Genomic DNA, 26,566 nt, shown 5'->3' on the forward strand with positions numbered 1-26,566 from the left:
TTCATGAAGTGGAAAGTGGCGATTCTGACAGCAAGCGATAAAGGCTCAAGAGGAGAACGGGAAGATACAAGCGCTCAGGTTATTCGCGAGCTAGTCGAAGAAGAGCTCGGAGGCGAAATCGTCGATTACCGGATCGTTCCGGATGAACAAGACGAGATCATGGCCGCATTGATCGAGATGACCGATTATTTCCAAGCGGATCTCGTGCTGACATCAGGAGGGACGGGGCTCGGGCCGCGCGATCTGACTCCAGAAGCGACGCTGAAAGTGATCGATCGCGTCGTTCCCGGCATCGCTGAGGCGATGAGAATGGGCGGGATGTCGCGGTCGCGTGCGGCGATGCTGTCCAGGGGCGTCAGCGGCATCAGAGGCCGCTGTCTCATTATTAACCTGCCCGGCAGTCCGAAGGGCGTACATGAAAGCTTGATGCAGGTCATGGATCAACTGCCGCATGCGCTCGGCATTGTATCGGGACGAATCGGAGAGCATGCGAATGAGCGCTGAGACGGAAGGACAAGCAGCCAGCAGTCAGACGGTGATGCGCGAGGTGCCGGTTGCCGAAGCAGTCGGCATGCGGCTCGCGCATGATCTGACCCAGATCGTGCCCGGCCAGTTCAAAGGCCGCAAGTATAAACGGGGCCATCTCATTACGGAAGCCGATATTCCTGGGCTGCTCGATATTGGGAAAGAACATATTTATACGCTTGAGCTCGGCGATGAAGATCTTCATGAGGACGATGCGGCGCAGCGTCTTGCTTCCGCACTGCAAGGCGAAGGCATCACGTTGTCCGACCCGCATGAAGGCAAAGTGTCGTTAAAGGCGCAGCTGACGGGACTCGTGAGCGTTCCGGCGGAGCTGGTCGAAGCGATTAACGGCATTGGCGAGATTGCGCTTGCGACCGTCCGCAACCATACGCTCGTCAAGGAAGGACAGCCTGTTGCGGCGACGCGCGCCATTCCGCTCGTGCTACCGAAGGCGAAGGTTGAGGCGGCAGAGGCGCTCGCGCAGGCCTATCGGGCGGTCAGCGGAGGAGAGGCTCCGATCAATGTGCGTCCGCTCAAGCGGATGCAGGTGGGACTGCTGACGACGGGCGGAGAAGTGTTCAGCGGCCGTATTCAAGACCGGTTCGGACCAGCCGTCAAGGCTAAGCTGGAAGCGCTTGGTTCGGAAGTGGCGGAACAGCTGTTTTCACCAGACGATAGACAAACAATTGTCAATCATATACGTTTCTTGTACGACAAAGGGTATGATATGATATTGGTGACTGGCGGCATGTCGGTAGACCCCGACGACCGAACGCCTGGCGCCATTAAGGATGCCGGCGCCGATATCGTAAGCTACGGCACGCCAATGCTGCCGGGCTCGATGCTGTTAATCGGCTATTTGCACGGTGTTCCGATTATGGGACTGCCGGGCTGTGTGATGCACGATCCTTATACCTCATTCGACGTACTGCTGCCGCGTATTCTAGCGGGGGATACCATTACCCGGGCGGATATCGTAGCAATGGGTTACGGCGGATTGCACGGCTGTTGATTGGCAACAGCATATACATTACATAATTGACGGAAGAGGTGAATGACATGTTCAGCGGTATTGGAGCAACAGGCATGATTCTGCTTGTACTGATCGCACTCTTGCTGTTCGGTCCGAACAAGCTGCCGGAGCTGGGCCGTGCATTCGGACGGACGCTGCGCGAGTTCAAAGCAGGCGCACGCGATATTATGGACGAACCGACCGATAAGTCGAAGGATCGGATCGAAGCAACCCGGACGGACGATATCAAGTCCGACAACAAGCGGCTTCCGGAATAATCGGGGCCGTTTTTTTCTGCATCATTGAGCCATTCATTACTGCTTCGCATTGAGGAGTGAGCCAACATGGCCGAACAACGCAAGTCCCAGGCCGGCCAGACGGCGGAGGAGATTCGGGCGCGCGTGCAAGAAGAAGGGCTGATGCCGCTGCTGGAGCATCTGGGCGAGCTGAGACGCCGCATTTTCTGGACCTTGCTCATTCTATTAGTGGGTATAGGTATTGGACTTTATTTTGCCAAGCCGCTTTATAATTTCGTTATAGAGGACGGACCGATGAGCGGGGTCGAGCTGCATACGTTCTCCTTGTGGGACGGCATCAGCATGTATATGAAATTCGCCTTCCTGATCGCGCTCGTACTCGTGCTGCCGTTCGCGTTCTTCCAGCTGTGGCTGTTCGTAAAGCCGGCGCTGTCGCGGAAAGAACAGCGGGCAACGCTTCGGTATATACCCTATGCACTTCTGCTGTTTCTTGCAGGCCTGTCGTTCTCTTACTTCGTTATCGCCCCAATGGCCTATGATTTTACGAAGTCGGTATCGCACAGTATGGGATTGATCGAAACTTATGGGGTTATGCAGTACATATCTTTTCTGTTCAACATCTTAATTCCGATCGCCTTGCTGTTCGAGCTGCCGCTCGTCATTATGTTCTTGACGAAGCTGCGGATCTTGAACCCGCTGCGTCTGCGCAAAATGAGACGAATCGCTTATTTCGTCATGGTTCTCATCGGCACGATCATTACGCCGCCGGATGTCATATCGGACATTCTGGTGTCGATTCCGCTGCTGGTGCTCTATGAGATCAGTATCTTCCTGTCATCTTCCGTCTACAAGAAACAGCTTGCAGCGGACGAGGCGTGGGAGCGGGAATTCGCCAGTGAATAACGCAAGACCGGCAAGATAAACAAGTCTCATAGCAACACCGGACGATAAGAGCCGGCATTTGAACCCTCTGCACGCAGAGAACGACAAATGCCGGCTCTTTCTCATTTCCATCATTCGACAATTCATGTATGTTCGCGTCTTCAATGGGGAAAATATTGGAGATGGAGGTGAAGGACGGATGCTGCCGGTCAAAAAATTCGGCGTATGGCCCATGAGCATGATGATGATACTGTCTGTCGGAATCATAAATCATGTCACCATTACCCCGCTGCTGCTTAATGTTGCCGGACGAGATGCGTGGCTTGGCGCGGTCGTGGCAGCGCCTGCCGCTTTGCTGTGGGCTATCTTTCCGCTGTTAAAAATATTGAACGCAATCGATGGTCAGCCGATCGCAGCCTGGTTGGACAGTCGCGGCTCCGCCGCGCTGCGATGGCTCGTCCTCGTTCCGGTTATCGGCATGCTGCTGTTTACGTCGTTCCATACGAGCATGGATGCCGTCGAATTTGCGAACTCGACCTATATTCCGCGTACGCCGTCGCCTGTCGTGACGTTTCTATTCGTCGGATTGTGCGCATACGGCGCACTTTCGGGATTGCGCACGATCGCGTTCGTCTCCTGCGTTTTGCTTCCATTCGTTGTCGCATTCGGCGACCTGGTCATGTCGGCTAATATTCCGCACAAAGATTTTAAGTTTCTGCTTCCGATGGCGGAGCACGGATTAGGGTCGATTGTGGATGGGGCGTTGTATTCGTTCAGCGCTCTAGCTGAAATCTATATGATCATTCTATTTCAACCGCATCTAAAAGGACGGATCGGCAGAATTGGCCTAACCGTATTAATTTTGTTTCTTGCGCTGTTGATGCTAGGCCCTGTCACCGGAACGATATCGGAATTCGGGCCGGTGGAGGGCGAGAAGCTGCGCTACCCTGCTTTCTCGCAATGGCGCTTAGTCACCATCGGGCGGTATATCGAGCATCTCGATTTCCTGGCTATCTATCAATGGATGTCGGGATCGTTCATTCGCGTGTCGATGTCGATGTACTTGGTGACGGAGCTTTTGTTCCAATCGAAACGCGGGAGAGTATGGGGCATTATCGTGTTATCGGCGCTCATAGGCATTACCTACGAGCTTCTAGCGACGCATCAGCTCCTGTACCGGCACACGATACAAAATTATTTTCAGTATTCCGGATTGGTGATTCTAGCTTTGACGCTCGTGTTGTGGGTCGTCGCTGCGGCCAGCCGCAGGCAGCAGGAGCGCGCGAATGGGAAAGGGCAGCAAGCGGACGATGATTCGGGGAAAGGAGGCGCTGTTGTATGAAGCCGTTAACGGGAATAGGTGAATCGAACCGGGAAGGCAAGGCGAGCATCAATTTCGATCTATGGATGGGCATGGTCAAACCGTGCGGGGATGTAACGATCCAGTCGTTTCAGACCGGCGAGAGCGGCAATGTGCATGTCGATTTATTCTACTGCATGGGGATGGTCGATAACCGAGCGCTCATCATCGGCATTCTGCAAGAGCTGGAGCATTGGCAGTCCGAGGGCGGGCATTCCAATATCCCGGTCGTTATCCCGCTTGCCGCTCATGTCAACGAAGAGCAAGCGTTCCAGATGCTCGCCTCAGGAACGCTGATCGCCTGCATCGAGGGGTATTGGTTCCATATGAATGTGAACAGCCCGCCGGGCCGGTCGCCTGAAGAGTCGACAATGGAAGTATCGCTCAAAGGGCCGCGCGACGGATTCGTCGAGAAGCTGGAGACGAATCTCGCGCTCGTTCGGAGAAGGCTGCGCACGCCTGATCTGCGCTGCGAGTTCATGACGATCGGGAGCCAGACGAAGACGGAGATCGTGCTGATCTATCTAGCCGGCAAAGCATCCAGAAGCTTAGTGGACGAAATGCGCCGGCGTCTGCATGCGATCGACATCGAGGCGTTATATGGCGCGACTCAGCTGGAGGAGCTTGTATCCGACCGGCCAAGGTCATTGTTCCCGCTCGTCGATTATATCGGCCGGCCAGATTATGTGGTGCAGTCGCTCATGGGGGAGCGAGTTGCGGTGCTTGTGGACGGTTCGCCGTCCGCCATTATTGCGCCGGCTACGCTGACGTTGCAGATCAAATCGCCGGAAGATATCCATCTGCCGTATCATTTCGTGTCGCTGGAAAGACTGCTTCGTCTGTTGGGTATTATACTTGCGCTCTGTCTGCCCGGCTTCTGGGTGGCGGTGTCCTCTTTCAATACCGATCAGCTGCCGTTCAATCTGCTCGCGACGGTAGCGATTTCCCGGGAAGGGCTGCCGCTGTCCGCTCCGCTCGAAATGTTTCTGATGCTTGCGATGTTCGAGCTGTTCCGGGAAGCCGGCGTCCGTCTGCCCAGGCCGGTTGGCCAGACCGTGTCCGTCGTTGGCGGTCTCATCGTCGGCGATGCGGCGATCCGCGCGGGACTGACCTCGCCCACGATGCTCGTTGCGGCTGCCGTTACGGCCGTTGCGACGTTCACGCTCGTCAATCAGTCACTTAACGGCACGGTCAGCGTCATACGTTTGTTCATCCTTATGTTGTCTTCACTGCTTGGCATATTCGGCTTCTTCATCAGTCTGTTTGCCGTTATCGTCTACATCTGTTCACTGGAATCGTTCGGCCACCCGTACTTGCTCCCTATCGCTCCGATCAAATGGAAGAAGGTGCTGGGGGCGATTATCCAACTTCCATGGTCAGTGCAGCATAAGGACAGCGGCATGCGAAAGGGCGGAGACCGATGATCAGCCCGCTTCTGCATAAGGTACCGAAACTAGTCGTTGTGTTATCGGCTGCACTATTTCTAAGCGGTTGCTGGGATAAGGTCGATCTGCAGAATATCGGATACGTTACTGCGATGGGAGTCGATTATGAAGAAGGACAGTTCAAACTATATGGCGAGATGATCTCATTCAACTCCGTCGCGAAGACGGAAACGGGGTCGGCCATGCCAGGACCGAAGAAGTGGATCGGGCACAGCGAAGGACAGACGATTCAGATTGCTTTAATGGAGCTTGTTAAATCGAGCCAATATCAGCTTAGTATCGAGAACTTGAAGACCCTTGTTATTCATGAGCGGGCGATGCGGGAGCTCGATGAGGTTCTTGATGCGATGAACCGGCAGCGTGCGGCAAGATACACCATATGGGTGTATGGCACGCGAACTCCATTCGATCAGCTGTTTACGACGGATCAGATTTTTAACCAATCTCCGCTCGTCAGCTTTCTATACAAGCCGGATCTTATGTTCAGACAAGTGAGCATGTACCGTCCGCTTAATATGCAGATGTTTATCCAGCAGCAGTACGAGCGAGCCTATACGACGATATTGACGAATATTACGATGGTTAAAGGTGATTGGAAAACGGGACGCAAGCCGCTGTCGCTTAACGTTCCTCAGGGCAGCTTCATTATGAACAACCGCCGGCTGATAGGTTATATTACGGAATCGGAGATGAAAGGGCTTCGTTGGGTGCTTCCCGATTTTAAGCAAGAGATGCTGAGGATCGAAGCAGATGGCCACCGTGCGACGGTCGCGGTCGATCAGTCGGTCTCAAGGCTGAGCGGCATGCCGCAAGGCGATTCTGCGCGCTTCAAGCTGAAGGTGAAGCTGCGCGTACACGTTGTCGAAATGAAAGGGGAATTGACGAAGCAGCAGGTCGAGGCAGAAGCCTCCCGGCAGGTGCATGAGGAAATCAAGCGTACGTATGAGGCGGGGGTGGAGAAACACGCCGATCTTCTGCAGACGAGGCTGAACCTGTACCGCTATCACACGGCGTTCTGGAAGAAGTACGCCTCCAAGGATGATTGGATGCCCGGCAAGGGCGATATGACAATCGAAGTGACGACGAAGATGACGAACACCGGCAAGTATGATTTGGAATAGGGGCGACGAATCGCGTGCTGGAAGGAAGCATTGTTAAAATCCGATAAATTGGTGGCCGGGCACTTGAAATGTCACGGTAAAATAGGTATTATAAAAATGGTTGTTAGCACTTGAGTCGTATGAGTGCTAATAGGAAAGTACAACGTACCATTTTCAAAAGGAGGCTATTTTTCATGATCAAACCTTTGGGTGAGCGCGTATTGGTAGAGCCGATCGCGAAAGAAGAAACTACGGCAAGCGGCATTCTGCTTCCAGACACGGCGAAAGAGAAGCCGCAAGAGGGTAAAATCGTCGCAGTAGGCAGCGGCACGCTGAAAGACGGCGTTCGCATCGCACTGGAAGTGCAAGTCGGCGACCGCGTCCTGTTCTCCAAATATGCAGGCACGGAAGTCAAATACGAAGGCAAAGAGTATTTGATTATGAAGGAAAGCGACATTCACGCGATCCTGGGCTAATCCGCCCGCGATTGAATCACATACAAGCAAGTGGATCGAACGGGGCGACAGCGAAACGCTCCGGCATGATAATTACTTAATTGATATATGGGAGGTCATTGACGATGGCTAAAGAAATCAAATTCGGCGAAGACGCTCGCCGCGCGATGCTTCGCGGTGTTGACGCTCTTGCGAACGCAGTTAAAGTAACGCTTGGCCCTAAAGGCCGCAACGTTGTATTGGAGAAGAAATTCGGAAGCCCGCTCATCACGAACGACGGCGTTTCCATTGCCAAAGAAATCGAACTCGAAGACGCATTCGAGAACATGGGCGCTCAGCTCGTTAAAGAAGTTGCAACGAAAACGAACGACGTAGCCGGCGACGGCACGACGACGGCAACGGTTCTCGCGCAAGCGATGATTCGCGAAGGTCTGAAGAACGTAACTGCAGGCGCTAACCCTATGGTTATCCGCAAAGGCATCGAGAAAGCGGTACGCGCTGCAGTTGCAGAACTGCAACAGATCGCTAAGCCGATCGAAGGCAAACAATCGATCGCACAAGTTGCTTCGATCTCGTCCGCTGACGAAGAAGTCGGCCAACTGATCGCTGAAGCGATGGAGAAAGTCGGCAACGACGGCGTAATTACGGTAGAAGAGTCAAAAGGCTTCGCTACGGAGCTCGAAGTGGTTGAAGGTATGCAATTCGACCGCGGCTACCTGTCCCCGTACATGATTACGGATACGGACAAAATGGAAGCTGTACTCGACAATCCGTTCATCCTGATCACGGATAAGAAGATCACGAACATTCAAGAGATCCTTCCGGTTCTCGAGAAAGTCGTTCAATCCGGCAAAACGCTGCTGATCATCGCAGAAGACATCGAAGGCGAAGCGCTTGCTACGCTGCTCGTTAACCGTCTGCGCGGCACGTTCACGTGCGTTGGCGTTAAAGCTCCAGGCTTCGGCGACCGCCGCAAAGCGATGCTGGGCGATATCGCTGCTCTGACGGGCGGCCAAGTGATCACGGAAGAGCTCGGCCTTGAGCTGAAGCAAACGACGGTTGACCAACTCGGTACGGCTCGTCAAATCCGTGTAACGAAAGAAAACACGATCATCGTTGACGGTGCTGGCGACAAAGCCGACATCGACGTTCGCGTGAACCAAATCCGCGCGCAACTGGAAGAAACGACTTCCGAGTTCGACCGTGAGAAGCTGCAAGAGCGTCTGGCGAAACTCGCTGGCGGCGTAGCGGTAATCAAAGTCGGCGCAGCAACGGAAACCGAACTGAAAGAGCGCAAGCTCCGCATCGAAGACGCGCTGAACTCGACTCGCGCAGCAGTCGAAGAAGGCATCGTATCCGGCGGCGGCACGGCACTCGTGAACGTATACAACGCAGTAGCAGCGGTTGCAGCTAACGGCGACGAGAAAACGGGCGTTAACATCGTACTCCGTTCCCTCGAAGAGCCAGTCCGCACGATCGCAGCGAACGCTGGCCAAGAAGGTTCCGTTATCGTTGAGCGCCTGAAGAACGAGAAAATCGGCATCGGCTACAACGCAGCAACGGGCGAGTGGGTTAACATGTTCGAAGCGGGCATCGTCGATCCAGCGAAAGTAACGCGTTCCGCACTGCAGAACGCAGCTTCCGTAGCGGCTATGTTCCTGACGACCGAAGCAGTTGTCGCTGACAAACCAGAGCCTAAAGGCGCTGGCGGCGGCATGCCTGACATGGGCGGCATGGGCGGTATGGGCGGCATGATGTAATCACATCGCTAAAAACCTTATAGCAGCAAGGGAAACGGGACCTTACGGGGTCCCGTTTTTGTTTGGAAATCACAAAAAAATCACTTTCTCTGCTATGAAGGATAAGATTCTGGCTAAAAATCATGAACTTATTCTCCAATAGAAGGTGGAGTATCAATTCTGGGTTAGTGATATTGGCCATATGGTGTAGGTACAGAGGAAAAGAGAGAGGGGATCGTCGTGCAATATATATGTTTGAAATAAGAAAAATCATGGGTACACATGTCTGGTGTATTTGCAACTTCAAACTAATTGACAAACCCTTATATAACGGGGGATAATCTAGATTAATTAGTAATTGGGTAGTATTAAGTTAGTATTAAATCGAATCGTTCGGGCAAGATGGTTATTTAAGGAGATGGTGATCTATGTCTGACGAAACTTATGACATCTTGGATAAATTTGTGAACGAATCATACCTAACAAAACAGAGCTTCATTTATAAGCAAAAAGTTGGATCAACAGTTATGAGGGACTGGGAGAGGATTATAAGAAAGAGGAAGGACATTAGTATTGAAATTAATTTGCTGGATCAAAATAAAGAAAAAATATGGTTTGTACTAACCCCCCAGCTCATGGCGCAATTGCATAAGCTGGAGGAAGGTGCTTCGAATGATATTCAAGATATAATATCATATGTAACAGATTGGGATAATAAGGTAACGGAACTTTTAATAGATGAAGCATACAATTCCAGTGTAATTGAAGGTGCAATATCTACTAGAAAAAGAACCGCAGAAATGTTGAAAAAGAAGGAACCACCTAGAGATAACAGTGAAAGAATGATCTATAATAATTATGCAGCTATGATGTATATCCTAGATTATATAAATGACCAGAATAATGTTATTAATGAGGATAGCTTTATAGCTCTGCATAAAATAATTACCGAAGGAACATTGGATGAGGAAGATGTTACAGATAAGTATAGAGATGATTACGTTCAAGTAAAGGATATGTCAACTAACAGGGTGATATACACCGCCCCTCGCCCGGAAGATGTGCAGTGGATGATGAACGATCTATTTAAGTTTATTTCAGATAAATCCGAATTCCATCCAATAATAAAAGCTTTGATAGTTCATTTCTATATTGTCTATGTACATCCTTTCTTTGATGGAAATGGGAGAACAGCTCGGGCTTTTACTGTTATGTACTTACTGAAGGAAGGATATAACTTCTTTAAATATCTTTCAATTTCTACTGCGATTAATAAGAAAAAATCCAAATACTATAAGGCCATTGAGGACTGCGAACAAAACCCAACTGATGTAACATATTTTCTAATGAACCAGTTAGAATTATTATTAGTGAGATATTTCGAACTAATAACGGAATTAAAACAAGAGGTAGGAAAACGTATCATTAACACTTGGTTAGATAAACATCATTATGTGCTATCTAAGAGGCAGTTTAAAGAGGTCGAATACTTAAGCAAGAAGTCAAATAATTTAGTGACAATAGCTGAATATAAGAAGAGACATAAAGTCTCGTATGAAACAGCGAGATCAGATCTATTAGAATTGGAAGTTATTGGTATGTTTGATAAGTCAAAAGTAAGTAGAAAATATGTGTATACATTTAATTTCACTCAATTTGTTAGTAAAGTACTTGAAGAATTGCAAACATAGTATAACGACTAACGGGACTCTTCGAGTCCCGTTTTGTACTGAAGTATTAAAAACTCAAAAGATTACTAAATTGTAGCTTCAACTTATCCGTAGCCTTCTTCTGAATCGAGGTCTTATCCAGCAACCGCTGAATATCTAGGGCACTTGGAGTTACGATTGAAGAGTTGTTTGAAGTTGTAGAGGATTAGAACATTGAATGAATCGGCCTATCATGATACTTATAGGAACAAATGTTCTTAATGGTGGTGGGCATAATGATACAAACCTTGAAGATAGTGAGAGAAAAATCCACAGAATATTGTTTAATTTATTCCGCCTTGAACAAGGCCAAGTAAATATTGAGACACTAAGCCGGCTATCTCAAAGGTCAACAGAAGTAGTTCGAAGAACGCTCGATTCATTGGATCAGCTCGGAATGATCAAATGGTATGCTATTACAAATAGAGTGCTTGTGTTGGATACTGGGGAGCAGAGTAAAAAGCTGCATCGAGAATTATTAATTGGACTGGATAAAAGAACAGGGCGCCTCAATAGAGCCACCCTGCTTTTTATTACAGGCTAGGCTCTGTTAAAGAATAGTGTTAACCATAATCATTTATTGAACCAACTAGAGAAAAATAATGGGGGAAGTAACATGTTAACATCAGACCAGTTAATTGAGTTCTTAAAAGAAAAAATCACACCGACTGATTCACCAATTGAATTACAAGAAATATTAAAAGTGATTGTCATGGAAAAAGATGCTTTAAACGAGGCGCAGGCCGTGGCAAGAACTGCTAATATAAAAACAGAAGTAGTACGTAAATTAGATAAGTTGTTGGAGGATAACAGAAAATCAGGAACGTATCCTTGGTTTGATTTTTATGAGGGAACATCTTATATAAGAGGGCCTTTTCATATTGATTTGAGTGATGAAGAATTTGTAAGAAATGAGAAAACGAAATTGGCAGTTCATTTTGATGGTATGAAGAGAGTATTGACAGGTATATCGTTTGAAGAATTTGAAGAAATATGTGGTGCCATTTTGTCGCTTTTAGGTGCTAAAAACTGTAAGAGAACTCCCCATTCAAAGGATCAAGGAATTGATTTTTTTGGCACGATATCCTTATCCGATTTGTCAAACAGTGAGTACCCCTTTGTTCAATTCCAACATAATTTTATTTTATGGGTAATTGGACAAGCAAAGCATTATCCCAATGGACAGGTTGGAACAGAAGAATTACGAAGTTTAGTAGGATCAATTTCTTTAGCGAGATTTGGTGAATTTGCCACTAAAGGCATGGTTTCTGATAATGTAAAGTTAAGAAGTCTTGACCCCATATTTGCATTATTTCTGACAACGGGAGACTATAGTGCTGAATCAAGAAAATTAGCGGAAAAGTCAGGTATAATTCTAAAAAACATTGACGATATCTCATATTTGCTTATAAGAAATGATATTGGAATTACTATGACCAACGGTATAACTAAGGAATCATTAGTACAGTGGGCAAAAGAAACAATAAAAACGAAGTAATTCGATATTCATACGTGTTAGGTTTTAAGGAACGATGAAATGATTTTATTCTGAGTGACTGTTTCACTAACGGAGAACGATAGTTCACAACTAAGTCTTGATTTTTAAAAAATCACAAAAAAAATAACGAAATGGGCGGTCATGATCGAAATAACCCGAAAGCTGAGTTACGGTTAAAGACTGCATTCTCTGTGCTTATGGAGAAAACGAATCATTAAGATGATGAGCGATGAACAATACTTTATGGGCGGCATGATGTAATACAGACTGAAAACCCTTGAGAAATCAAGGTTTTTTGTCTTTATACGGACCATTGGTCACATTTCGTTAATCGAATGACCACATGATGATACATTTTCGAAAGCAGAGGCCTCTCACGAGTTCAGCGAACTTGTGGGAGGCCTTTGTTATCACCGGTCTGTATTTCTATCGCAGCATAGAAATTATTCATCTGTATGCATCACCAGCGAGAACGAGAAATAAATAGATCCCGAGTACGAATTTCCTTCAACGTGCGACATTCTTTTCAACGGCGGCGGTATATGATTAACCACACAGATTACGAATGATTCAGACTACCTAGATTGCCGAGCTTACAAGTGTATACACACACTTATACAGCTTGTTTTTGTGCTGACATGTCGTCACGAAGGAGAAATGCGCGCATGCTGAGAGAGGATCGTCTTCACAGAAGAGCCAGCGAATTGGATAAGTTGGAGCAACATTACCTCGTCGGACGGGACCAAGAAATTCGACTTTTCCATGATAAATTAGATGCTGGTACGTCGGAAGGCGGAATTATTAACGTGTTCGGGACTGGAGGCGTAGGAAAAAGTTATCTGTTAAATGAGTACCGTCGGCTCTCCTTGCATGCCCATGTGAAGTTTATTTTATTAGACTGCAGGGTTTTTCCCGGAAACCCATCCGACTTTATATGGAATGTGTTGCGCGCGCTCCGCTATCCCATCCATCATATCGACAAAACGACAGATGTCAGCTTGCTAACGGAAGTCTGTTTAGAAGCGATAAGGGAAATGACCATCAGCTCTAAAATCGTCCTTGCCCTGGATACGTTCGAAGCGATCGGGGAAACCGAGCATTGGCTGAGGGAACATTTTCTGATTCACCTGAATCCAGAAGTTCTTATTATTATTGCTGGAAGGTTCCCATTGCAGGGAGCGTGGCGTGTCTCGCCCGCATGGCGCCGGCTCATTACCCGTCTGCCGCTTGCCGATCTGGACTATGATTCAGTCAAACAGTACTTGGAGCGGTCGGGCATTGAACAGGAGGAACGCATTCGTTACATATGGAGGAGAACGAAAGGACATGCCCTAACCTTGTCGCTGCTCGCATCGACCACTCTAACTGAAGCGCTGCACAAGAGCACCTTCGCAGATGAGAGCGGCATATTCGCACACATCGTAAACACTTGGCTCCAAGAGGTACCGGATCCCTTCATGCGGGAATTGGTCGAAGCCACGGCTGTGCTGCGCCACTTCAATCAAGAATTGCTGAGCCATGTGCTGGAGAAGCAAGTCACGACGGAGCAATTTCGTAAACTTACGGGATACTCCTTCGTTCAACAGGTCGAGCGCGGATGGCTGCTTCACGACTTGCTGAGGGATGCGATCGGGGTTGAACTGCGGCTTCGCAGACCAGAATTCCATAACCGGCTATGGAAACGATGTGTCTTATATTACTGCAGCAAAATGAAACAGTCGGCCCGAAGCAAATCGGCCGCTTGGGAAAATGCCGAAATTCTCTATTATATCGGCAACCATTTTATTCAATTTCTGCTGTTCCAACAGTCCATCTCCTATACCGTTGAGCCGCTTCATCCGTCGAACTGGGCGGAAGCCGAGCGGTATATCGAACGCAGACGCTTATCGGCGAAAGACGGAATTATTACGTTCGTAGACCGGGAGACGAACGAGCAGGTCGAGTATATCATGTCTGCGAAGAACAGCCTCAATATATTGAAACAAATTCAGCTGAAAGAGCTGTATGACTTGGATCCTAATTGCATTCAGTTAATTCGAAATGCGGAAGGTATGGTCTACGGATTGCTGGAAATTATCCCGATTAATGAGGACACGATGGACTACTTGATGTCCCAACCCATTTCGTCGGCGTATTTTACCCATTTGTCCGATGCGGTGAGGAATGAGCTGAAAGTACCGGGACACTTAAAAGCGGGTTACTTTGTGAAGACGCTCGACGTATATGATTACGCCGACGGCTCGATGATGCAGGCGTCCCTGTCAACGTTTATCATTCACATCCTAACGGCTGGTTACGTCGTGGCAGCGCCCGTCGAAATCCCTATTTCATACGCGATTTGCACCAATCTTGGATTAGAGAAGGTTCAGGATGTCGTTCATTACGATTACGACGGCAAGACGCCAACCTCCTACTATGTCATGGACACGCGAGGCAGCAAGATTCATGACTATTTGAATAAGATGATTGCGACCTTCGGCCTGGCGGAGGAAGAGGATAAGGATCGGGCTGCCGAAGAACAGGGCGGAATGCAGCGGTTATCGAAACGCGAGAAAGAAATTGCCGAACTATTGATTCAAGGGCGGTCCAACAAAGACATTGCCGTTCAGCTTTACCTTAGCGAGGTTACGGTTAAGAAGCATGCGGCGAACATTTATAAGAAGCTGGATATTAAGAACCGCGTTCAACTTGTGCACAAATACTCGGGTAAATGATTGCTTGAAAAGACCTCCTTATTTCGATAAGGCGGTCTTTTTTAATGCAGGGGTATACCTGTTTTCTACCTGAATACTCCTTTCGGATAATATCGATTCTGCTTCAGCAGTGATAATTTATTGCTAGTTGCAAAACAAGAAGTAATGGGGAGGAACACTATGTTGAAGAAAAAGGCAGGATTATTCGTTCTCGCAGTTCTTTTACTGTTCACGGTTGGAGGCCAATTCGTATGGGCGGCGCCGGACACGAGCACATCACCGCAAAGCTGGGACGTTAACGTCAGCTTGGCTCAGAACAACGAAGTATCCTTGTTTTCCATGCAGCCCAGAACGTTGATCATCCATGAGGGAGATACAGTTAAGTTCGCGAACAACGGCGGATTAGCCCCTCATACGGTAACGTTCTGGGGCCAGACGACTCCTCCGACGGCGGATCAGATCGACGAAAGTTACGCCGCACCGAGTGCTCCGAGCGGATCGTCGTGGGACGGCCAGACGATGCTCAACTCCGGCATCTTCTTTCCGGGCCAGAGCTACACCGTCACTTTCACGGCAAGCGGCGTCTTTCCTTACCTGTGTCTCCTGCATTCATCGATGAAAGGAACCATTATCGTCGTTCCAGCGGGCCAGCCCATTCCATCCAAAGACGAGCAGCAGCAGGAACAGGCCGCTAAGCTGAAGGAACTCGATCAGCAGTTCGCCGATCTTAAGAAAAGCCGAAGTGTTCCAAGCTACGAGAAAAACAAGAATGGCTCGATCACCTACACCGGGTATGCAGGATCAGGAACGCCGGATCTGATGATCAATCTCTATTCGCCGAGCACGTTCTACATCAACGAGGGCGACACGATTAAATGGGTTACGGACAGTCATGATTTTCAATTTGTTCTGATCAATTTGCCTAAGGGATTCGCGGCAATCGACGAGAAAGGCGAATTCAATCCTCTGCTTGAGAAACCGGCAGGCGGTCCCGTATTCGACGGCAAAGAATTCGTGAGCTCAGGCGCCATTATGCCGGATATGTCATTCCAATTAACGTTTGCGAAAGCCGGCACCTATACAATTACCGATCCCCTCTGGAACAAAACGGGCAAAGTCATCGTTGCGCCTAAAGGCGCAGCCAAGCTCGTCGTGAACAATGTTCCGGTCTTGACGGATGTCCAAGTGAAGCAGGGGCAGACGCTCATTCCAGCATCGAGCCTATCCCAAATTACGAGCGCAAAGCTTGTCGTTGGCAAGAACCTTACCAAATATACGATTAACAAAAAAACGTATGTGTCCGTCGTGGAGATCGTGAACGCGATTGGAGGCAAATACAACTGGGATTCCGTGATCAAAACGGCTGTAGTAACGACGAAATAATGCAGGCAATTGGAGATGGGCTATGTCATGCGAACCAATACCGCCAAAGCGTGGGCGATCCTATTGTCTCTGCTGTTGTTGCTTGCTGCCGGGTTCTCGATGAATGCGGTGAGCAGCGGTCTGAAAGCTTTCGCTGTCACACCGGTGGTTAAGAAGTTTCATCTATACGCGACGGATGGTTATATGACGCTTGCGGACGGTAAGAAAGCGTATATCTGGGGATACAGCCTGAGCAATGTGAAGGGTACGGCTGCTTACCCTGCGCCGACACTTACGGTCAACGAGGGCGACCTCGTCGAAGTGACGTTAACGAATTTAGGTCCCGGCAAAGAGGGCATTCAGCCGTTAGCGCACACGATTCATTTTCACGGACTCGATACCGACCAACAAAACGACGGCGTGCCGGATACGCATCCCCCCGTACAGCCAGGGTCCAGCTTTACTTATAAATTCACGGCAAAGCATGCAGGTACCTATTTCTATCACTGTCATGTCGATACGGTGGAGCATTTGCAAATGGGCATGCATGGCGCTTTTATTGTGAAAGCAAAGAACGGGATCAAACAAGCTTGGACAGGAGGGCCTGTCTACGACAAAGAGTACGTGATGCTGTTGAATGAATTTGATCCGGTATGGCATGCGGCTGTGGAAGAAGGGAAAACGTACGACCGCACCGACTTTCATCCCCGGTATTGGACGATTAATGGCAAGTCGTTCCCGGACACATTAAACGATCCTACGACTATGGTCCACGCCACCGTTGGGCAGCGAGTCCTTATTCGGCTCATTAACAGCGGCTACGAGGAGCACAGCATTCATTTGCATGGCGTTCATTTTCAAATTATCGCTTCCGACGGCAGGCCGCTGCCAGCGCCTATTGAGAAGGATACGGTTTCGCTAGGCCCGGCGGAACGGTACGATATTCTGGTTGTATTCGATCAGAGCGGCGAGTTCCCTCTGCACAGCCATAATATTGTGGACAATACGAATGATGGCGTGTATCCCGGCGGATTGCATACGATGATGTGCGTCGATCCGAAGTCTGGCACATCGTCAGGCGGCCATGCGGAGCATATGACTGGGGCGGCTGCAGCGGAGAGTCATTGCGGGAATGAATCCATTGAACCTGGCGGAACGACCTCGAACAGTGCAGCAAATACGGCCAATAACACAAATGCGGCTAGCGTATCTGTCAACATCGGCGCACTGTCCGTCTCCGTCAAAGAGCTGCATGTCAAAGTCGGCGACACCGTAACTTGGACGAATGCCGACAGGCAAGTCCATACGATTACGAGCGATGATGGGCTGTTCAATAGCGGCAATATTTTTCCGAAGGGCGCATGGAGCTATACGTTCACGAAAGAAGGGACGTATTCGTACGCCTGCACGATTCATGCAACGATAAAAGGCACGGTAGTCGTGGAATAAACCCAAGCGGAAGAAGCTTTGCACGAGCTTGCTCGTATGAGGCTTCTTCTTTTCTTTCTATAGGTATGGGCAGAACCTAGTTATTGGCGGGTTGTGTTTAATTTCCAGCTCATGGGTACAATACAAACTGGACTAATCCCTATGTGCCAGAATCAGGCGGCTTAAGCATACTGCATCGGAGTGAATGTTGTGATGAATGACGGCCAGGCGCGAAAACCTAGAGTACTGCTCAGCGGTAACGGAGCGACCTACATATCGAGGCGCGACCCTAAGATCGTCTTATGGTGGTCGGCTGCTTTTCCCGGCTTCGGTCATGTATTGATGGGGCAATATGCAAGAGGGCTGTTGCTTACTTTAGCCGAAGTGATCATTAATACTTTGGGCCATATAAACGAAGCGATCGTTTATACATTGTGCGGCCGCTTTGAATTGGCAACAAAGACACTGGAGCCCCAGTGGATGTATGGTTATGTCGCTGTATATTTCTATGCGATGTGGAGCAGCTATCGTACCGCGTTTACTCTTAACCGGCTTAGCCGCTTATCGGAGCTTGAAAACATAACGATTACGAGACTCAAAATTTTCGCATTTGAAATTCAGTTTTTGGAAAGAAAAAATCCGGTGATGGGCGCTCTATGGTCGTTCGCGTTCCCAGGGCTCGGTTTTTTGTACAATCAGCGTATCGTACTAGGCGTCTATGCGATCGCTTGGTGGTGGATCAAAGGAACGTTGGCACATGCTTTCGAATCGCTCTTCTTGTTGTTTTCCGGGCGGTTAGGGGATTCTGTAGCCGTCCTTAATCCGCAGTGGTTGTTATTTATGCCATCGATATTAGGCGGCACCATATATTTCGCCTATATGCAAGCCATTGACCAGAATCGTTTGTTCATCTCCGAACAAGATCAGTTTTTCGCTGAACAATATGGGGGAAGTAAGGTCCACAGACTTTTCCAAGGCAGGGTGGAGGGCTATGTTAATCGTTAGCACATTCGAGCATACTCTCCAGTTGGAATTAGCGTTGGCGGAATTGGAGCAGATCGGCATTAGCAAGGAGAGCCTGCTGGTTGTTGCAATGGATCCATTCGATAAAACAACAACCAGCCCAGCCCATCAGGCGGAGGATCTGAAAGTTAGAGGATTTGAGGTGGGGATGGCTGTTGCAACAGGCGTTGGCGTTATTGGTGCGAGTATCGGGTTTCAATTCCAATGGGGACCGATTGTATGGGGGCTGATCTATGCATTGGCCGGATTCTTAATCGGGTACGGTGCGGTCTGGCTAATCCGTGTGAGGAAAGGGGGACGTCCTGCTACCCGTTCCCCGCGAAGGCCGCAGCCTGAGCTTGCCGTTATTGTCCATTGCAGCGAATCGAGGTCTGAAGAAGTTCGTCATATTCTGTGGCATTACCGGGCGATATCGGTTGGCATTGCAGCGGAACCTGCATCTTCATAAGGATAATTCAACCTAGTAGCAACTGCGTTTGCGGAACCTTTCCGTTAACGCAGTTTTTTTGTGTGCTTATAGGGGGTGTGCTCCAAAAGTAATAGATAAACCTAAAGAAAACATAAATTATATTCAAACAAGACGACTAGTTGAGAAATATTACCTGCGTTTTCATAAAGAAAGTAATCGGATATGACGATAATTACTTTAATATGGGTTGTCATGAAATTGGGAACGAATTAGAGGAGAGATGATATTGAAGAAAATCATATTATTATTAACAACGGTCATCCTTGTATGCTCATCTGCATCCATAGGATATGCGGCAAGCATTCCTGCCGACAGCACGCCTCCAACCGCGCCAGTGTTGAAGTTCACACCGTCTGGTTGGACGAAACAATCGGTTATGGTCGAGGTTACGAACGGAACGGACAGCCAGAGCGGCGTTCAAAAGTCTCAGTATAAGATCGGTGCCGGAGCATGGACGGATTATAGCACTGCGATTACGATTAGCGATGAAGGAGTATATGATTTATCTGCTAGGACGTTGGACAATGCCGGCAACATCAGTTCGGAAGCAACCGGGCAAGCGAAAGTGGATAAAACACTGCCGGTCACAACTCACCGCGTAGACGGCAAGCTGACTAGCGGATGGTATTCGACGGATCCGATCATTACGCTGCTTCCTACCGATAAGCAGATTGGTTCGGGCGTTGACAAAACGTACTACCAATTAGACGGGGGCGCTAATACGCAGTATACGAGTCCCGTCTTAATATCGGTAGATGGCACTCATAAGTTAACCTACTACTCAGTGGATAAAGCAGGAAATACGGAAGCAACCAAATCAGTGCAAGTAAAGCTGGACAAGAAAGCGCCTGTCGCTCCTACGATTACGTTGAAGCGGGATGCCTACCCTTGGACAGGGAAGGGGATGAATTGGAGTCAGTTCGACGCCGATTTGTCCTTAAGCGGCGGAACCGACGACGGGAGCGGAGCTGTCACGATGCAATATCGGATCGGTGAAACCGGCGACTGGGTCAAATATAGCGCCCCGATTCGTTTGCATTACGATTATAGCAACGTCAATATTTATGCTAGATCGATAGACGGTGCAGGTAACATAAGCAACACCGTCATTAAAACATTTACGGCACTATATCTTTCCGGGTCCTCCTGCTGCGGCATTGAGCTAGAGGGAGCAAGCAAGCTTCTTCTGTACAGCGGAAGTCCCGATTATACGTACAGCGGCATTAATAATGTAATTTGGAGAGCCGATGGCGGCCTCTACTTTGATTATTCTGTCCGGTATGCAGACGGCACCTCTTCTGCAGCTATCCCTGGCAGCGCGAGTAAAGCCAATATTGACAAAGTGGACAAGATATGGGACAGCCAAGCTCCGACGACTCCGGTAAATGTTAAGCTGTCGAACATTAGGAATATCGGCGCGACGCTTACATGGACGGCTTCGTCCGATAATGGTGCTGTAGCGGGCTATAATGTTTATGTGGGCGGAGAGTTAAAAGGATTCACCGCAACGCCTAAGTTTACGATTACGGGGCTTGTGCCAAACAGCAACTACAGCGTGACGGTTCGGGCTGTCGACGATGCGAGAAACCTGTCAGAACCGAGCGCTATGCAAACGTTCAAAACAACGGGGGATCTCACAGGACCGAGCATACCTACCGCGTTGGCTGTATCCACGCTTTCGGACGGCAGCCTAGGGCTCATTTGGAAAGCATCTACCGATAATTTCGGCATAATGGAGTACAGAGTGTTTAATGGGTCAACGTTAGCTGGCTCTTCAACGACCAACAATTTTAAGCTGACGAACATTCGGCCGAACACCGCTTATCAATTGTCGGTACAGGCAGTGGATGTTGACGGCAATATTTCGGGGAAGAGCGCGGTACTCCAATTCACGACCGGCTCTGACGTTGTGCCGCCAAGCGCACCTGCGAATCTAGCAGCTACGGCGGTAACAGATAAAACGGTTGATTTGACATGGGCGGCTGCGAAGGATAATGTCGGCGTAACCAAATATGTCATTCTCCGGAATGGCACTCCTATTGGTTCGACGGACAAGCTGACCTATAAGGCGAGCAGTCTTAGCCCGAATACTTCTTACACCTTCACCGTTAAGGCGGAAGATGCAGCCGGCTTACAATCGCTTGATTCCAATAGCGTCAGTGCAAAAACAACCGCTGCCGGAATTACAGGATTAACCGTAGTACCGTATGTTGCTGGCATCGAGATTAGTTGGCAGGCAGTCAGCGGCGCAACGGGTTACGATGTTGAAATTAACGGGACGGCCGTGTCCACGACGGCAACGAGCTATACCAAAACGAAGCTGGTTTCGAATACGAGTTATGCCGTTCGGGTACGGGCCAAAAATGCCGCAGGCGAAGGGGCATGGAGCAGTCTGGTTACAGTCAAGACCAAGCTGGCGATACCGACCATTGGGTTGGCTTCGGCGAGTAAGGATCAGCTGACGGTCAGCTGGGCGAAAATAACAGGGGCAACGAAGTATGAGCTTGAAATCGACGGGACGATAGTTGAGGTCACCGATACGAAGTATACGCATACTGGATTGCAGCCGAGTACGGCGCATAGCTATCGTGTGCGGGCGAAAAGCGCGGATAACGAAAGCGATTGGAGCACGGCGCTCAATAAGATGACAACGCCTGCGAAAGTAACGGGCGTGAGTGTGAAAGCGACCTCCCATACAACGTTGACGGTGAGCTGGCCGGCTGTAGCTGGCGCGGCAGTGTACCGTGTCGAAGTAGACGGTAAGGTGGAGGACAGTTCTACGAACAGCTACACCAAATCGTTATTAATGGCCGCTTCTAGCCACTCGATTCGAGTGCTTGCCGTTAATAGCGGGGGAGAAGGCGAGTGGAGTGATCCCGTTACCGCTATGACATTGCTGCCGGTACCGGCTCAAATCACTGCGGAACCGACTAGCAATGCTATAACTCTTAAATGGGAAGCGGCATACCTGGCGACCGCTTATGAAGTGGAAGTGGACGGGAAGGTCGTTAGCGTCGGAGCGAATCTGACTTATTCGCACACGAAACTCGCATCTAACTCGACTCATAAATATAGGGTACGGGCAAAGAACAGTAATAACTTGAGCAACTGGAGCGATGTACTGAGTATCTCGACTACGATCGGAACTACGACATCGGTGAATGCTGCAGCGACGAGCTCGTCGCTTGCGATTAGTTGGACGGCAGTCAGCGGCGCTGCCAGCTATGAGGTTGAAGTCAACGGCGCAGTAGCTGCGAGTCCGACAACGACAAGTTATTCCCAAAGCGGATTGCCTGCGAATACCGCTTACATCGTTCGTGTTCGAGCGAAATCGAGTGGAAGCACAGGCGACTGGAGCTCGAACTATACGTTCAAAACGTTATTGCCAACGCCGACGGTAACGTTAGGCGCATCGACAGCGAGCCAAATTTCGCTTAGCTGGGCAGCCATTGCAGGAGCAACGAAATATGAGGTTGAAGCAGACGGAGCGTCCTTAGGGGAAGTAACCACGCTTACTTATGCGCATAAAAGTTTGACGGCAAGCAGTTCGCATACGTATCGGGTTCGCGCGAAAAGCGCCGACAATGCGAGTGACTGGAGCGCGGCAGTCAGCAAGTCCACGCTGCCAGCCGCCGTAACGGGTGTCGCCGTTATTCCGACCAGCTCGACGCTGGCGATCAGTTGGACGGCGGCAACGGGAGCAACTGGTTATGATGTCGAAATTAACGGCGTATCGTCTGCGAACGCATCGACAAGCCTTACGAAGACCAATCTGCCAGCGAATACGGATTATACGATCCGGGTACGCGCGAAGAATAGCGCAGGCAGCGGAGGCTGGAGCGCGGCAGTAACGGCGAAAACTTTATTGCCTACGCCTGCAGTAACGGCAGTGTCCTTGAGCACTCAAATGACATTAAGCTGGGCAGCTGTTACCGGAGCGACGGAGTATGAAGTGGAAGTGGACGGCAAAGCCGTCAGTGCAGGTGCAAGCACGACGTATGCATACAAGACCCTCTTGCCGAACACTTCGCACACATACAGAGTGCGGGCGAAGAGCGCCAACAATGCGAGTGACTGGACGGCACTGGTCAACAAGAAAACGGCGCCAGCCAAAACGGTCGGCCTGGCGGCAACGCCATCCAGTTCATCGCTTGCTATAAGTTGGACGGCGTCAGATGGAGCAACCGGGTATGAGGTCGATATTAACGGTACGGTGACGATGAACACAACGACCAGCCTGACGAAGAGCAGTCTGCCGGCGAATACAAGTTACACGATCAAGGTACGCGCGAAGAATAGCGATGGGTACGGGGATTGGAGCGCGTCAGTTACAAAGAAAACCTTATTGGCGACGCCAACTGTAACGTTAGGCGCATCGACAGCGAGCCAAATTCCGCTTAGCTGGGCAGCCATTGCAGGCGCAACGAAATACGAGATTGAAGCGGACGGCGTGTCTGCCGGAGAAGTAACCACGCTTACTTATGCACATAACGGTTTGACGGCAAGCAGTTCGCATACGTATCGGGTTCGCGCGAAGAGCGCCGACAATACGAGCGACTGGAGCACGTCGGTCAGCAAATCGACGACACCGTCTGTCGTAACGGGGCTGAGCGTCATTCCAACCAGCTCGACGCTGGCCATCAGTTGGACGGCCGCAACGGGCGCAACCGGGTACGATGTCGAAATTAACGGCGTATCGTCGCCGAACACGACGACCAGCCTCACGAAGAGCAGTCTGCCAGCGAATACGGATTATTCGATTCGAGTACGCGCGAATAACAGCGCAGGCAGCGGAGGCTGGAGCACGCCAGTTACAACGAAAACTTTGTTAACGACCCCAACAACGGTAACGGCAGTGTCCTTGAGCACTCAAATGACATTAAGCTGGGCAGCTGTTACCGGAGCAACGGAGTATGAAGTGGAAGTGGACGGCAAAGCCGTCAGTGCAGGTGCAAGCACGACTTATGTATATAAGAGCCTCTTGCCGAACACTTCGCACACGTACAGAGTGCGGGCGAAGAGCGCCAACAATGCGAGCGATTGGACAGCACTGGTCAACAAGAAAACGGCGCCAGCCAAAACAGTCGGTCTGGCGGCAACGCCATCCAGCTCGTCGCTCGCTATAAGTTGGACGCAGTCAGATGGAGCTACCGGGTATGAGGTCGATATTAACGGTACGGTGACGACGAACACAACGACCAGTCTGACGAAGAGCAGTCTGCCGGCGAATACGAGTTACACGATCAAGGTACGCGCGAAGAATAGTGAAGGAAACGGGGATTGGAGCGCGGCTGTCACAACGAAAACCTTATTGGCGACACCGGTGTTAAAAACAACGCCAGCAAGCACCCAGAACGTACTGAGTTGGGCAGCTATTGCCGGAGCGACCGGATATGAGGTTGAACTTGATGGTGCGGTGGTCAGTGCAGGAACCAGCACGTCCTATACGCATTCCGGATTGACGCCAAGCACGACGCATACGTACCGGGCGCGGGCGGTGAATGCAGCCAACTCCAGCGCTTGGACGGCGCCGGTCAGCCAATATACGACTCCAGCAGTTGTGACCGGCGTTAACGTAATTCCGACTAGCAACGACATTACGATCAACTGGACGGCGGTTACAGGCGCTTCTTCTGGCTATGATGTAGAGATCGATGGAGTTGTTGTAAGCAGCGCCGCTGCGAGCTACGTGAAGAACGGATTGACTGCCGATACGGATCATTCCGTCCGGGTACGCGCCAAAAACAGCGGCGGAGCGGGCGATTGGAGCGCGTTAATAACGAAGAAAACGATGATGGAGACGCCAGTTGTAACGGCTGTCTCGACCAGCAGCCAGATTACGTTAAGCTGGGCAGCCATTGCCGGGACGACCAAGTACGAGGTCGAGGTAGATGGCGTCGTTAAGAGTAACGGGACCAATATAACGTATGCTCATACGGGAGTGAGTCCAAGTACATCACACACCTATAGAGTACGTTCGACTAATGCAACGAACAGCAGCGCATGGAGTACGGTTGTTAACAAAATGACGCTGCCGGCCGCTGCGGCAGGAGTAAGCGCAGTGCCGACCAGCGATTCCTTAGCTATCACTTGGACGGCGGTTACGGGGGCAACGGGTTACGAGGTCGACGTTAATGGTACGGTTGTTCCAAGTACGGCAACAAGCTATACGAAGAGCGGACTAGCTGCCAATACGAGCTACACCGTTCGAGTACGCGCGAAGAACAGCGAAGGGGCTGGAGCTTGGAGTACGACGGTCACGGCAAGAACCTTGCTTGTAACGCCAACTGTAACGCCAGTTGCGACGGTCAGCCAGATTACGTTAAGCTGGCCGGCGATTACAGGAGCAACCGAGTATGAGATCGAAGTGGACGGCGTGAAGAGCAGCAATGGAACGAGCAGATCCTACGTGCATACGGGTCTTCTGCCAAGCTCGTCTCATACCTATAGCGTACGTGCCAAGAACGCAAGCAATGCCAGCGAATGGACGGCAATCCTTACCCAGTACACGACGCCGGCGGAGGTAACGGGCATTAATGCCATACCTACCAGTACGTCGCTTGTTATTACCTGGCCAACGGTTGCGGGAACGACAGGTTACGAAGTAGAGATTAACGGCACGGCTACGGCTAGTGCTTCAGCGAACTTCACGAAAAATGGGCTAGCGGCCAATACAGCCTACGTGATTCGGGTTCGCGCGAAAAATAACGGAGGCACCGGCATATGGAGCGCGCCGGTCAACGTGAAGACGCAGCTAGTAACGCCGGCCGTAACGGCAGTTTCAGCCAAAGACCGTATGACATTGACTTGGGCGGCCGTTGCGGGCGCAACGGAGTACGAGGTTGAGTTCGACGGTGTAGCTGTTAGTGCAGGAGCGAACACGACGTATACGGCTTCGGGATTATCGCCGAACACGGCACACACTTATCGAGTGCGTGCGTTGACCGCAGGGAACAACAGTGCTTGGACGCCAGGCGCCAGCAAGTACACGACGCCGGTTGCCGTTACAGGCGTTTCGGCTGTGCCGACCAGTTCTTCGATTGCACTTACTTGGCCAGCGGTAGCAGGCGCGACCGGTTACGATGTCGAGGTCAACGGGGCAATTGAACCGGTCACAACGACGAGTTACACGAAGAGCAGTCTCCCTGTCAATACGGATTACACGATCCGGGTACGTGCGAAGAACAGCGGAGGCGAAGGGGAATGGAGCACACCGCTCGCTTCGAAGACGCTGTTAACGACGCCGACGGCAACAGCAGCATCCGCTAGCGGAAAAATTACGTTAAGCTGGTCGGGCGTAACGGGAGCGACCGGTTACGAAGTGGAGGTCGATGGCGGTGCGGTCATCCGCATTGCCAGCACTTCATACAGCCACACTGGCCTAGCGGCGGGCACATTGCACAATTATCGCATACGTGCAATTAATGCGAACAATGCGAGTGAATGGAGCGCAATCATTACGCAAACAGCTAACTAGAGTTGAAGCTCATATATGTTATAGGTCGGCCGTTAATGGCTGACCTATTTTTTTTGAAGTGGAAGATACGATCCGTATCTTTATGAGACCAACGTCTCATTACACCGCATTGTAACTGATATAAAATAAAGA

18 protein-coding genes are annotated in these 26,566 nt (G+C 50.1%); all 18 read left to right on the forward strand.

What is annotated here, in order from left to right:
• Positions 1-3: 3 nt before the first annotated feature.
• The 18 genes from PKO01S_RS09520 to PKO01S_RS09605 all read left to right on the forward strand — a co-directional run bounded on the left by PKO01S_RS09520 (position 4) and on the right by PKO01S_RS09605 (position 26,434).
• Positions 4-504, forward strand: coding sequence for a MogA/MoaB family molybdenum cofactor biosynthesis protein (locus tag PKO01S_RS09520; protein ID WP_127531101.1), 501 nt, complete (start codon positions 4-6; stop codon positions 502-504).
• Positions 494-1,537, forward strand: coding sequence for a molybdopterin-binding protein (locus PKO01S_RS09525; protein WP_127531102.1), 1,044 nt, complete (start codon positions 494-496; stop codon positions 1,535-1,537). The genes PKO01S_RS09520 and PKO01S_RS09525 overlap by 11 nt, the downstream gene beginning before the upstream one ends.
• A 47-nt stretch (positions 1,538-1,584) precedes the next feature.
• Positions 1,585-1,815, forward strand: a complete 231-nt coding sequence (gene tatA / locus PKO01S_RS09530) for a twin-arginine translocase TatA/TatE family subunit (protein WP_127531103.1) — start codon at positions 1,585-1,587, stop codon at positions 1,813-1,815.
• A gap of 66 nt (positions 1,816-1,881) precedes the next feature.
• Positions 1,882-2,697: a twin-arginine translocase subunit TatC gene (gene tatC, locus PKO01S_RS09535; protein WP_127531104.1), complete on the forward strand. Its 816-nt coding sequence runs from the start codon at positions 1,882-1,884 to the stop codon at positions 2,695-2,697.
• Positions 2,698-2,875: 178 nt separating this feature from the next.
• Complete coding sequence (locus PKO01S_RS09540; protein WP_164779548.1) at positions 2,876-4,018, forward strand: GerAB/ArcD/ProY family transporter; 1,143 nt, start codon at positions 2,876-2,878, stop codon at positions 4,016-4,018.
• The gene (locus PKO01S_RS09545; protein WP_127531106.1) at positions 4,015-5,460 is read left to right on the forward strand and encodes a spore germination protein; all 1,446 of its coding nucleotides are present in this window, start codon (positions 4,015-4,017) and stop codon (positions 5,458-5,460) included. The genes PKO01S_RS09540 and PKO01S_RS09545 overlap by 4 nt, the downstream gene beginning before the upstream one ends.
• Positions 5,457-6,602 carry a Ger(x)C family spore germination protein gene (locus tag PKO01S_RS09550; RefSeq protein ID WP_127531107.1) on the forward strand — a complete coding sequence of 382 codons (1,146 nt, stop codon included), beginning with the start codon at positions 5,457-5,459 and terminating at the stop codon, positions 6,600-6,602. The genes PKO01S_RS09545 and PKO01S_RS09550 overlap by 4 nt, the downstream gene beginning before the upstream one ends.
• Positions 6,603-6,775: 173 nt before the next feature.
• Complete coding sequence (gene groES, locus PKO01S_RS09555) at positions 6,776-7,057, forward strand: co-chaperone GroES (protein ID WP_127531108.1); 282 nt, start codon at positions 6,776-6,778, stop codon at positions 7,055-7,057.
• Between the two features lie 104 nt (positions 7,058-7,161).
• The gene (gene groL, locus PKO01S_RS09560; protein ID WP_127531109.1) at positions 7,162-8,796 is read left to right on the forward strand and encodes a chaperonin GroEL; all 1,635 of its coding nucleotides are present in this window, start codon (positions 7,162-7,164) and stop codon (positions 8,794-8,796) included.
• 407 nt (positions 8,797-9,203) lie between these two features.
• Positions 9,204-10,466 carry a Fic family protein gene (locus tag PKO01S_RS09565; RefSeq protein ID WP_127531110.1) on the forward strand — a complete coding sequence of 421 codons (1,263 nt, stop codon included), beginning with the start codon at positions 9,204-9,206 and terminating at the stop codon, positions 10,464-10,466.
• Between the two features lie 196 nt (positions 10,467-10,662).
• The gene (locus tag PKO01S_RS09570; RefSeq protein ID WP_127531111.1) at positions 10,663-11,028 is read left to right on the forward strand and encodes a hypothetical protein; all 366 of its coding nucleotides are present in this window, start codon (positions 10,663-10,665) and stop codon (positions 11,026-11,028) included.
• 72 nt (positions 11,029-11,100) lie between these two features.
• Positions 11,101-11,982, forward strand: a complete 882-nt coding sequence (locus PKO01S_RS09575) for a restriction endonuclease (RefSeq protein ID WP_127531112.1) — start codon at positions 11,101-11,103, stop codon at positions 11,980-11,982.
• A 665-nt stretch (positions 11,983-12,647) separates the two neighbouring features.
• Positions 12,648-14,696, forward strand: coding sequence for a helix-turn-helix transcriptional regulator (locus PKO01S_RS29110; RefSeq protein WP_218031476.1), 2,049 nt, complete (start codon positions 12,648-12,650; stop codon positions 14,694-14,696).
• Between the two features lie 159 nt (positions 14,697-14,855).
• Complete coding sequence (locus tag PKO01S_RS09585; RefSeq protein ID WP_164779549.1) at positions 14,856-16,058, forward strand: cupredoxin domain-containing protein; 1,203 nt, start codon at positions 14,856-14,858, stop codon at positions 16,056-16,058.
• A gap of 27 nt (positions 16,059-16,085) precedes the next feature.
• Positions 16,086-17,486, forward strand: a complete 1,401-nt coding sequence (locus tag PKO01S_RS09590) for a multicopper oxidase domain-containing protein (protein WP_164779550.1) — start codon at positions 16,086-16,088, stop codon at positions 17,484-17,486.
• Positions 17,487-17,678: 192 nt separating this feature from the next.
• Complete coding sequence (locus tag PKO01S_RS09595) at positions 17,679-18,470, forward strand: hypothetical protein (RefSeq protein WP_127531132.1); 792 nt, start codon at positions 17,679-17,681, stop codon at positions 18,468-18,470.
• Positions 18,457-18,936 carry a hypothetical protein gene (locus tag PKO01S_RS09600; protein WP_127531115.1) on the forward strand — a complete coding sequence of 160 codons (480 nt, stop codon included), beginning with the start codon at positions 18,457-18,459 and terminating at the stop codon, positions 18,934-18,936. The genes PKO01S_RS09595 and PKO01S_RS09600 overlap by 14 nt, the downstream gene beginning before the upstream one ends.
• A 247-nt stretch (positions 18,937-19,183) precedes the next feature.
• Entirely contained in the window at positions 19,184-26,434 is a 7,251-nt protein-coding gene (locus PKO01S_RS09605) for a fibronectin type III domain-containing protein (protein ID WP_164779551.1), read from the forward strand.
• Positions 26,435-26,566 lie beyond the last annotated feature (132 nt).

It is taken from the genome of Paenibacillus kobensis NBRC 15729 (assembly GCF_004000825.1).
Lineage (GTDB): Bacteria > Bacillota > Bacilli > Paenibacillales > Paenibacillaceae > Paenibacillus_T > Paenibacillus_T kobensis.

What these genes read in the sequence shown, in the direction of transcription:
- tatC (WP_127531104.1), top strand. Translation starts at nt 1,882, where the DNA reads ATGGCCGAACAACGCAAGTCCCAGGCCGGCCAGACGGCGGAGGAGATT.
- tatA (WP_127531103.1), top strand. Translation starts at nt 1,585, where the DNA reads ATGTTCAGCGGTATTGGAGCAACAGGCATGATTCTGCTTGTACTGATC.
- PKO01S_RS09520 (WP_127531101.1), top strand. Translation starts at nt 4, where the DNA reads ATGAAGTGGAAAGTGGCGATTCTGACAGCAAGCGATAAAGGCTCAAGA.
- PKO01S_RS09570 (WP_127531111.1), top strand. Translation starts at nt 10,663, where the DNA reads ATGAATCGGCCTATCATGATACTTATAGGAACAAATGTTCTTAATGGT.
- PKO01S_RS29110 (WP_218031476.1), top strand. Translation starts at nt 12,648, where the DNA reads ATGCTGAGAGAGGATCGTCTTCACAGAAGAGCCAGCGAATTGGATAAG.
- PKO01S_RS09585 (WP_164779549.1), top strand. Translation starts at nt 14,856, where the DNA reads ATGTTGAAGAAAAAGGCAGGATTATTCGTTCTCGCAGTTCTTTTACTG.
- PKO01S_RS09575 (WP_127531112.1), top strand. Translation starts at nt 11,101, where the DNA reads ATGTTAACATCAGACCAGTTAATTGAGTTCTTAAAAGAAAAAATCACA.
- PKO01S_RS09565 (WP_127531110.1), top strand. Translation starts at nt 9,204, where the DNA reads ATGTCTGACGAAACTTATGACATCTTGGATAAATTTGTGAACGAATCA.
- PKO01S_RS09545 (WP_127531106.1), top strand. Translation starts at nt 4,015, where the DNA reads ATGAAGCCGTTAACGGGAATAGGTGAATCGAACCGGGAAGGCAAGGCG.
- PKO01S_RS09590 (WP_164779550.1), top strand. Translation starts at nt 16,086, where the DNA reads ATGCGAACCAATACCGCCAAAGCGTGGGCGATCCTATTGTCTCTGCTG.
- groES (WP_127531108.1), top strand. Translation starts at nt 6,776, where the DNA reads ATGATCAAACCTTTGGGTGAGCGCGTATTGGTAGAGCCGATCGCGAAA.
- PKO01S_RS09540 (WP_164779548.1), top strand. Translation starts at nt 2,876, where the DNA reads ATGCTGCCGGTCAAAAAATTCGGCGTATGGCCCATGAGCATGATGATG.
- groL (WP_127531109.1), top strand. Translation starts at nt 7,162, where the DNA reads ATGGCTAAAGAAATCAAATTCGGCGAAGACGCTCGCCGCGCGATGCTT.
- PKO01S_RS09600 (WP_127531115.1), top strand. Translation starts at nt 18,457, where the DNA reads ATGTTAATCGTTAGCACATTCGAGCATACTCTCCAGTTGGAATTAGCG.
- PKO01S_RS09595 (WP_127531132.1), top strand. Translation starts at nt 17,679, where the DNA reads ATGAATGACGGCCAGGCGCGAAAACCTAGAGTACTGCTCAGCGGTAAC.
- PKO01S_RS09550 (WP_127531107.1), top strand. Translation starts at nt 5,457, where the DNA reads ATGATCAGCCCGCTTCTGCATAAGGTACCGAAACTAGTCGTTGTGTTA.
- PKO01S_RS09525 (WP_127531102.1), top strand. Translation starts at nt 494, where the DNA reads ATGAGCGCTGAGACGGAAGGACAAGCAGCCAGCAGTCAGACGGTGATG.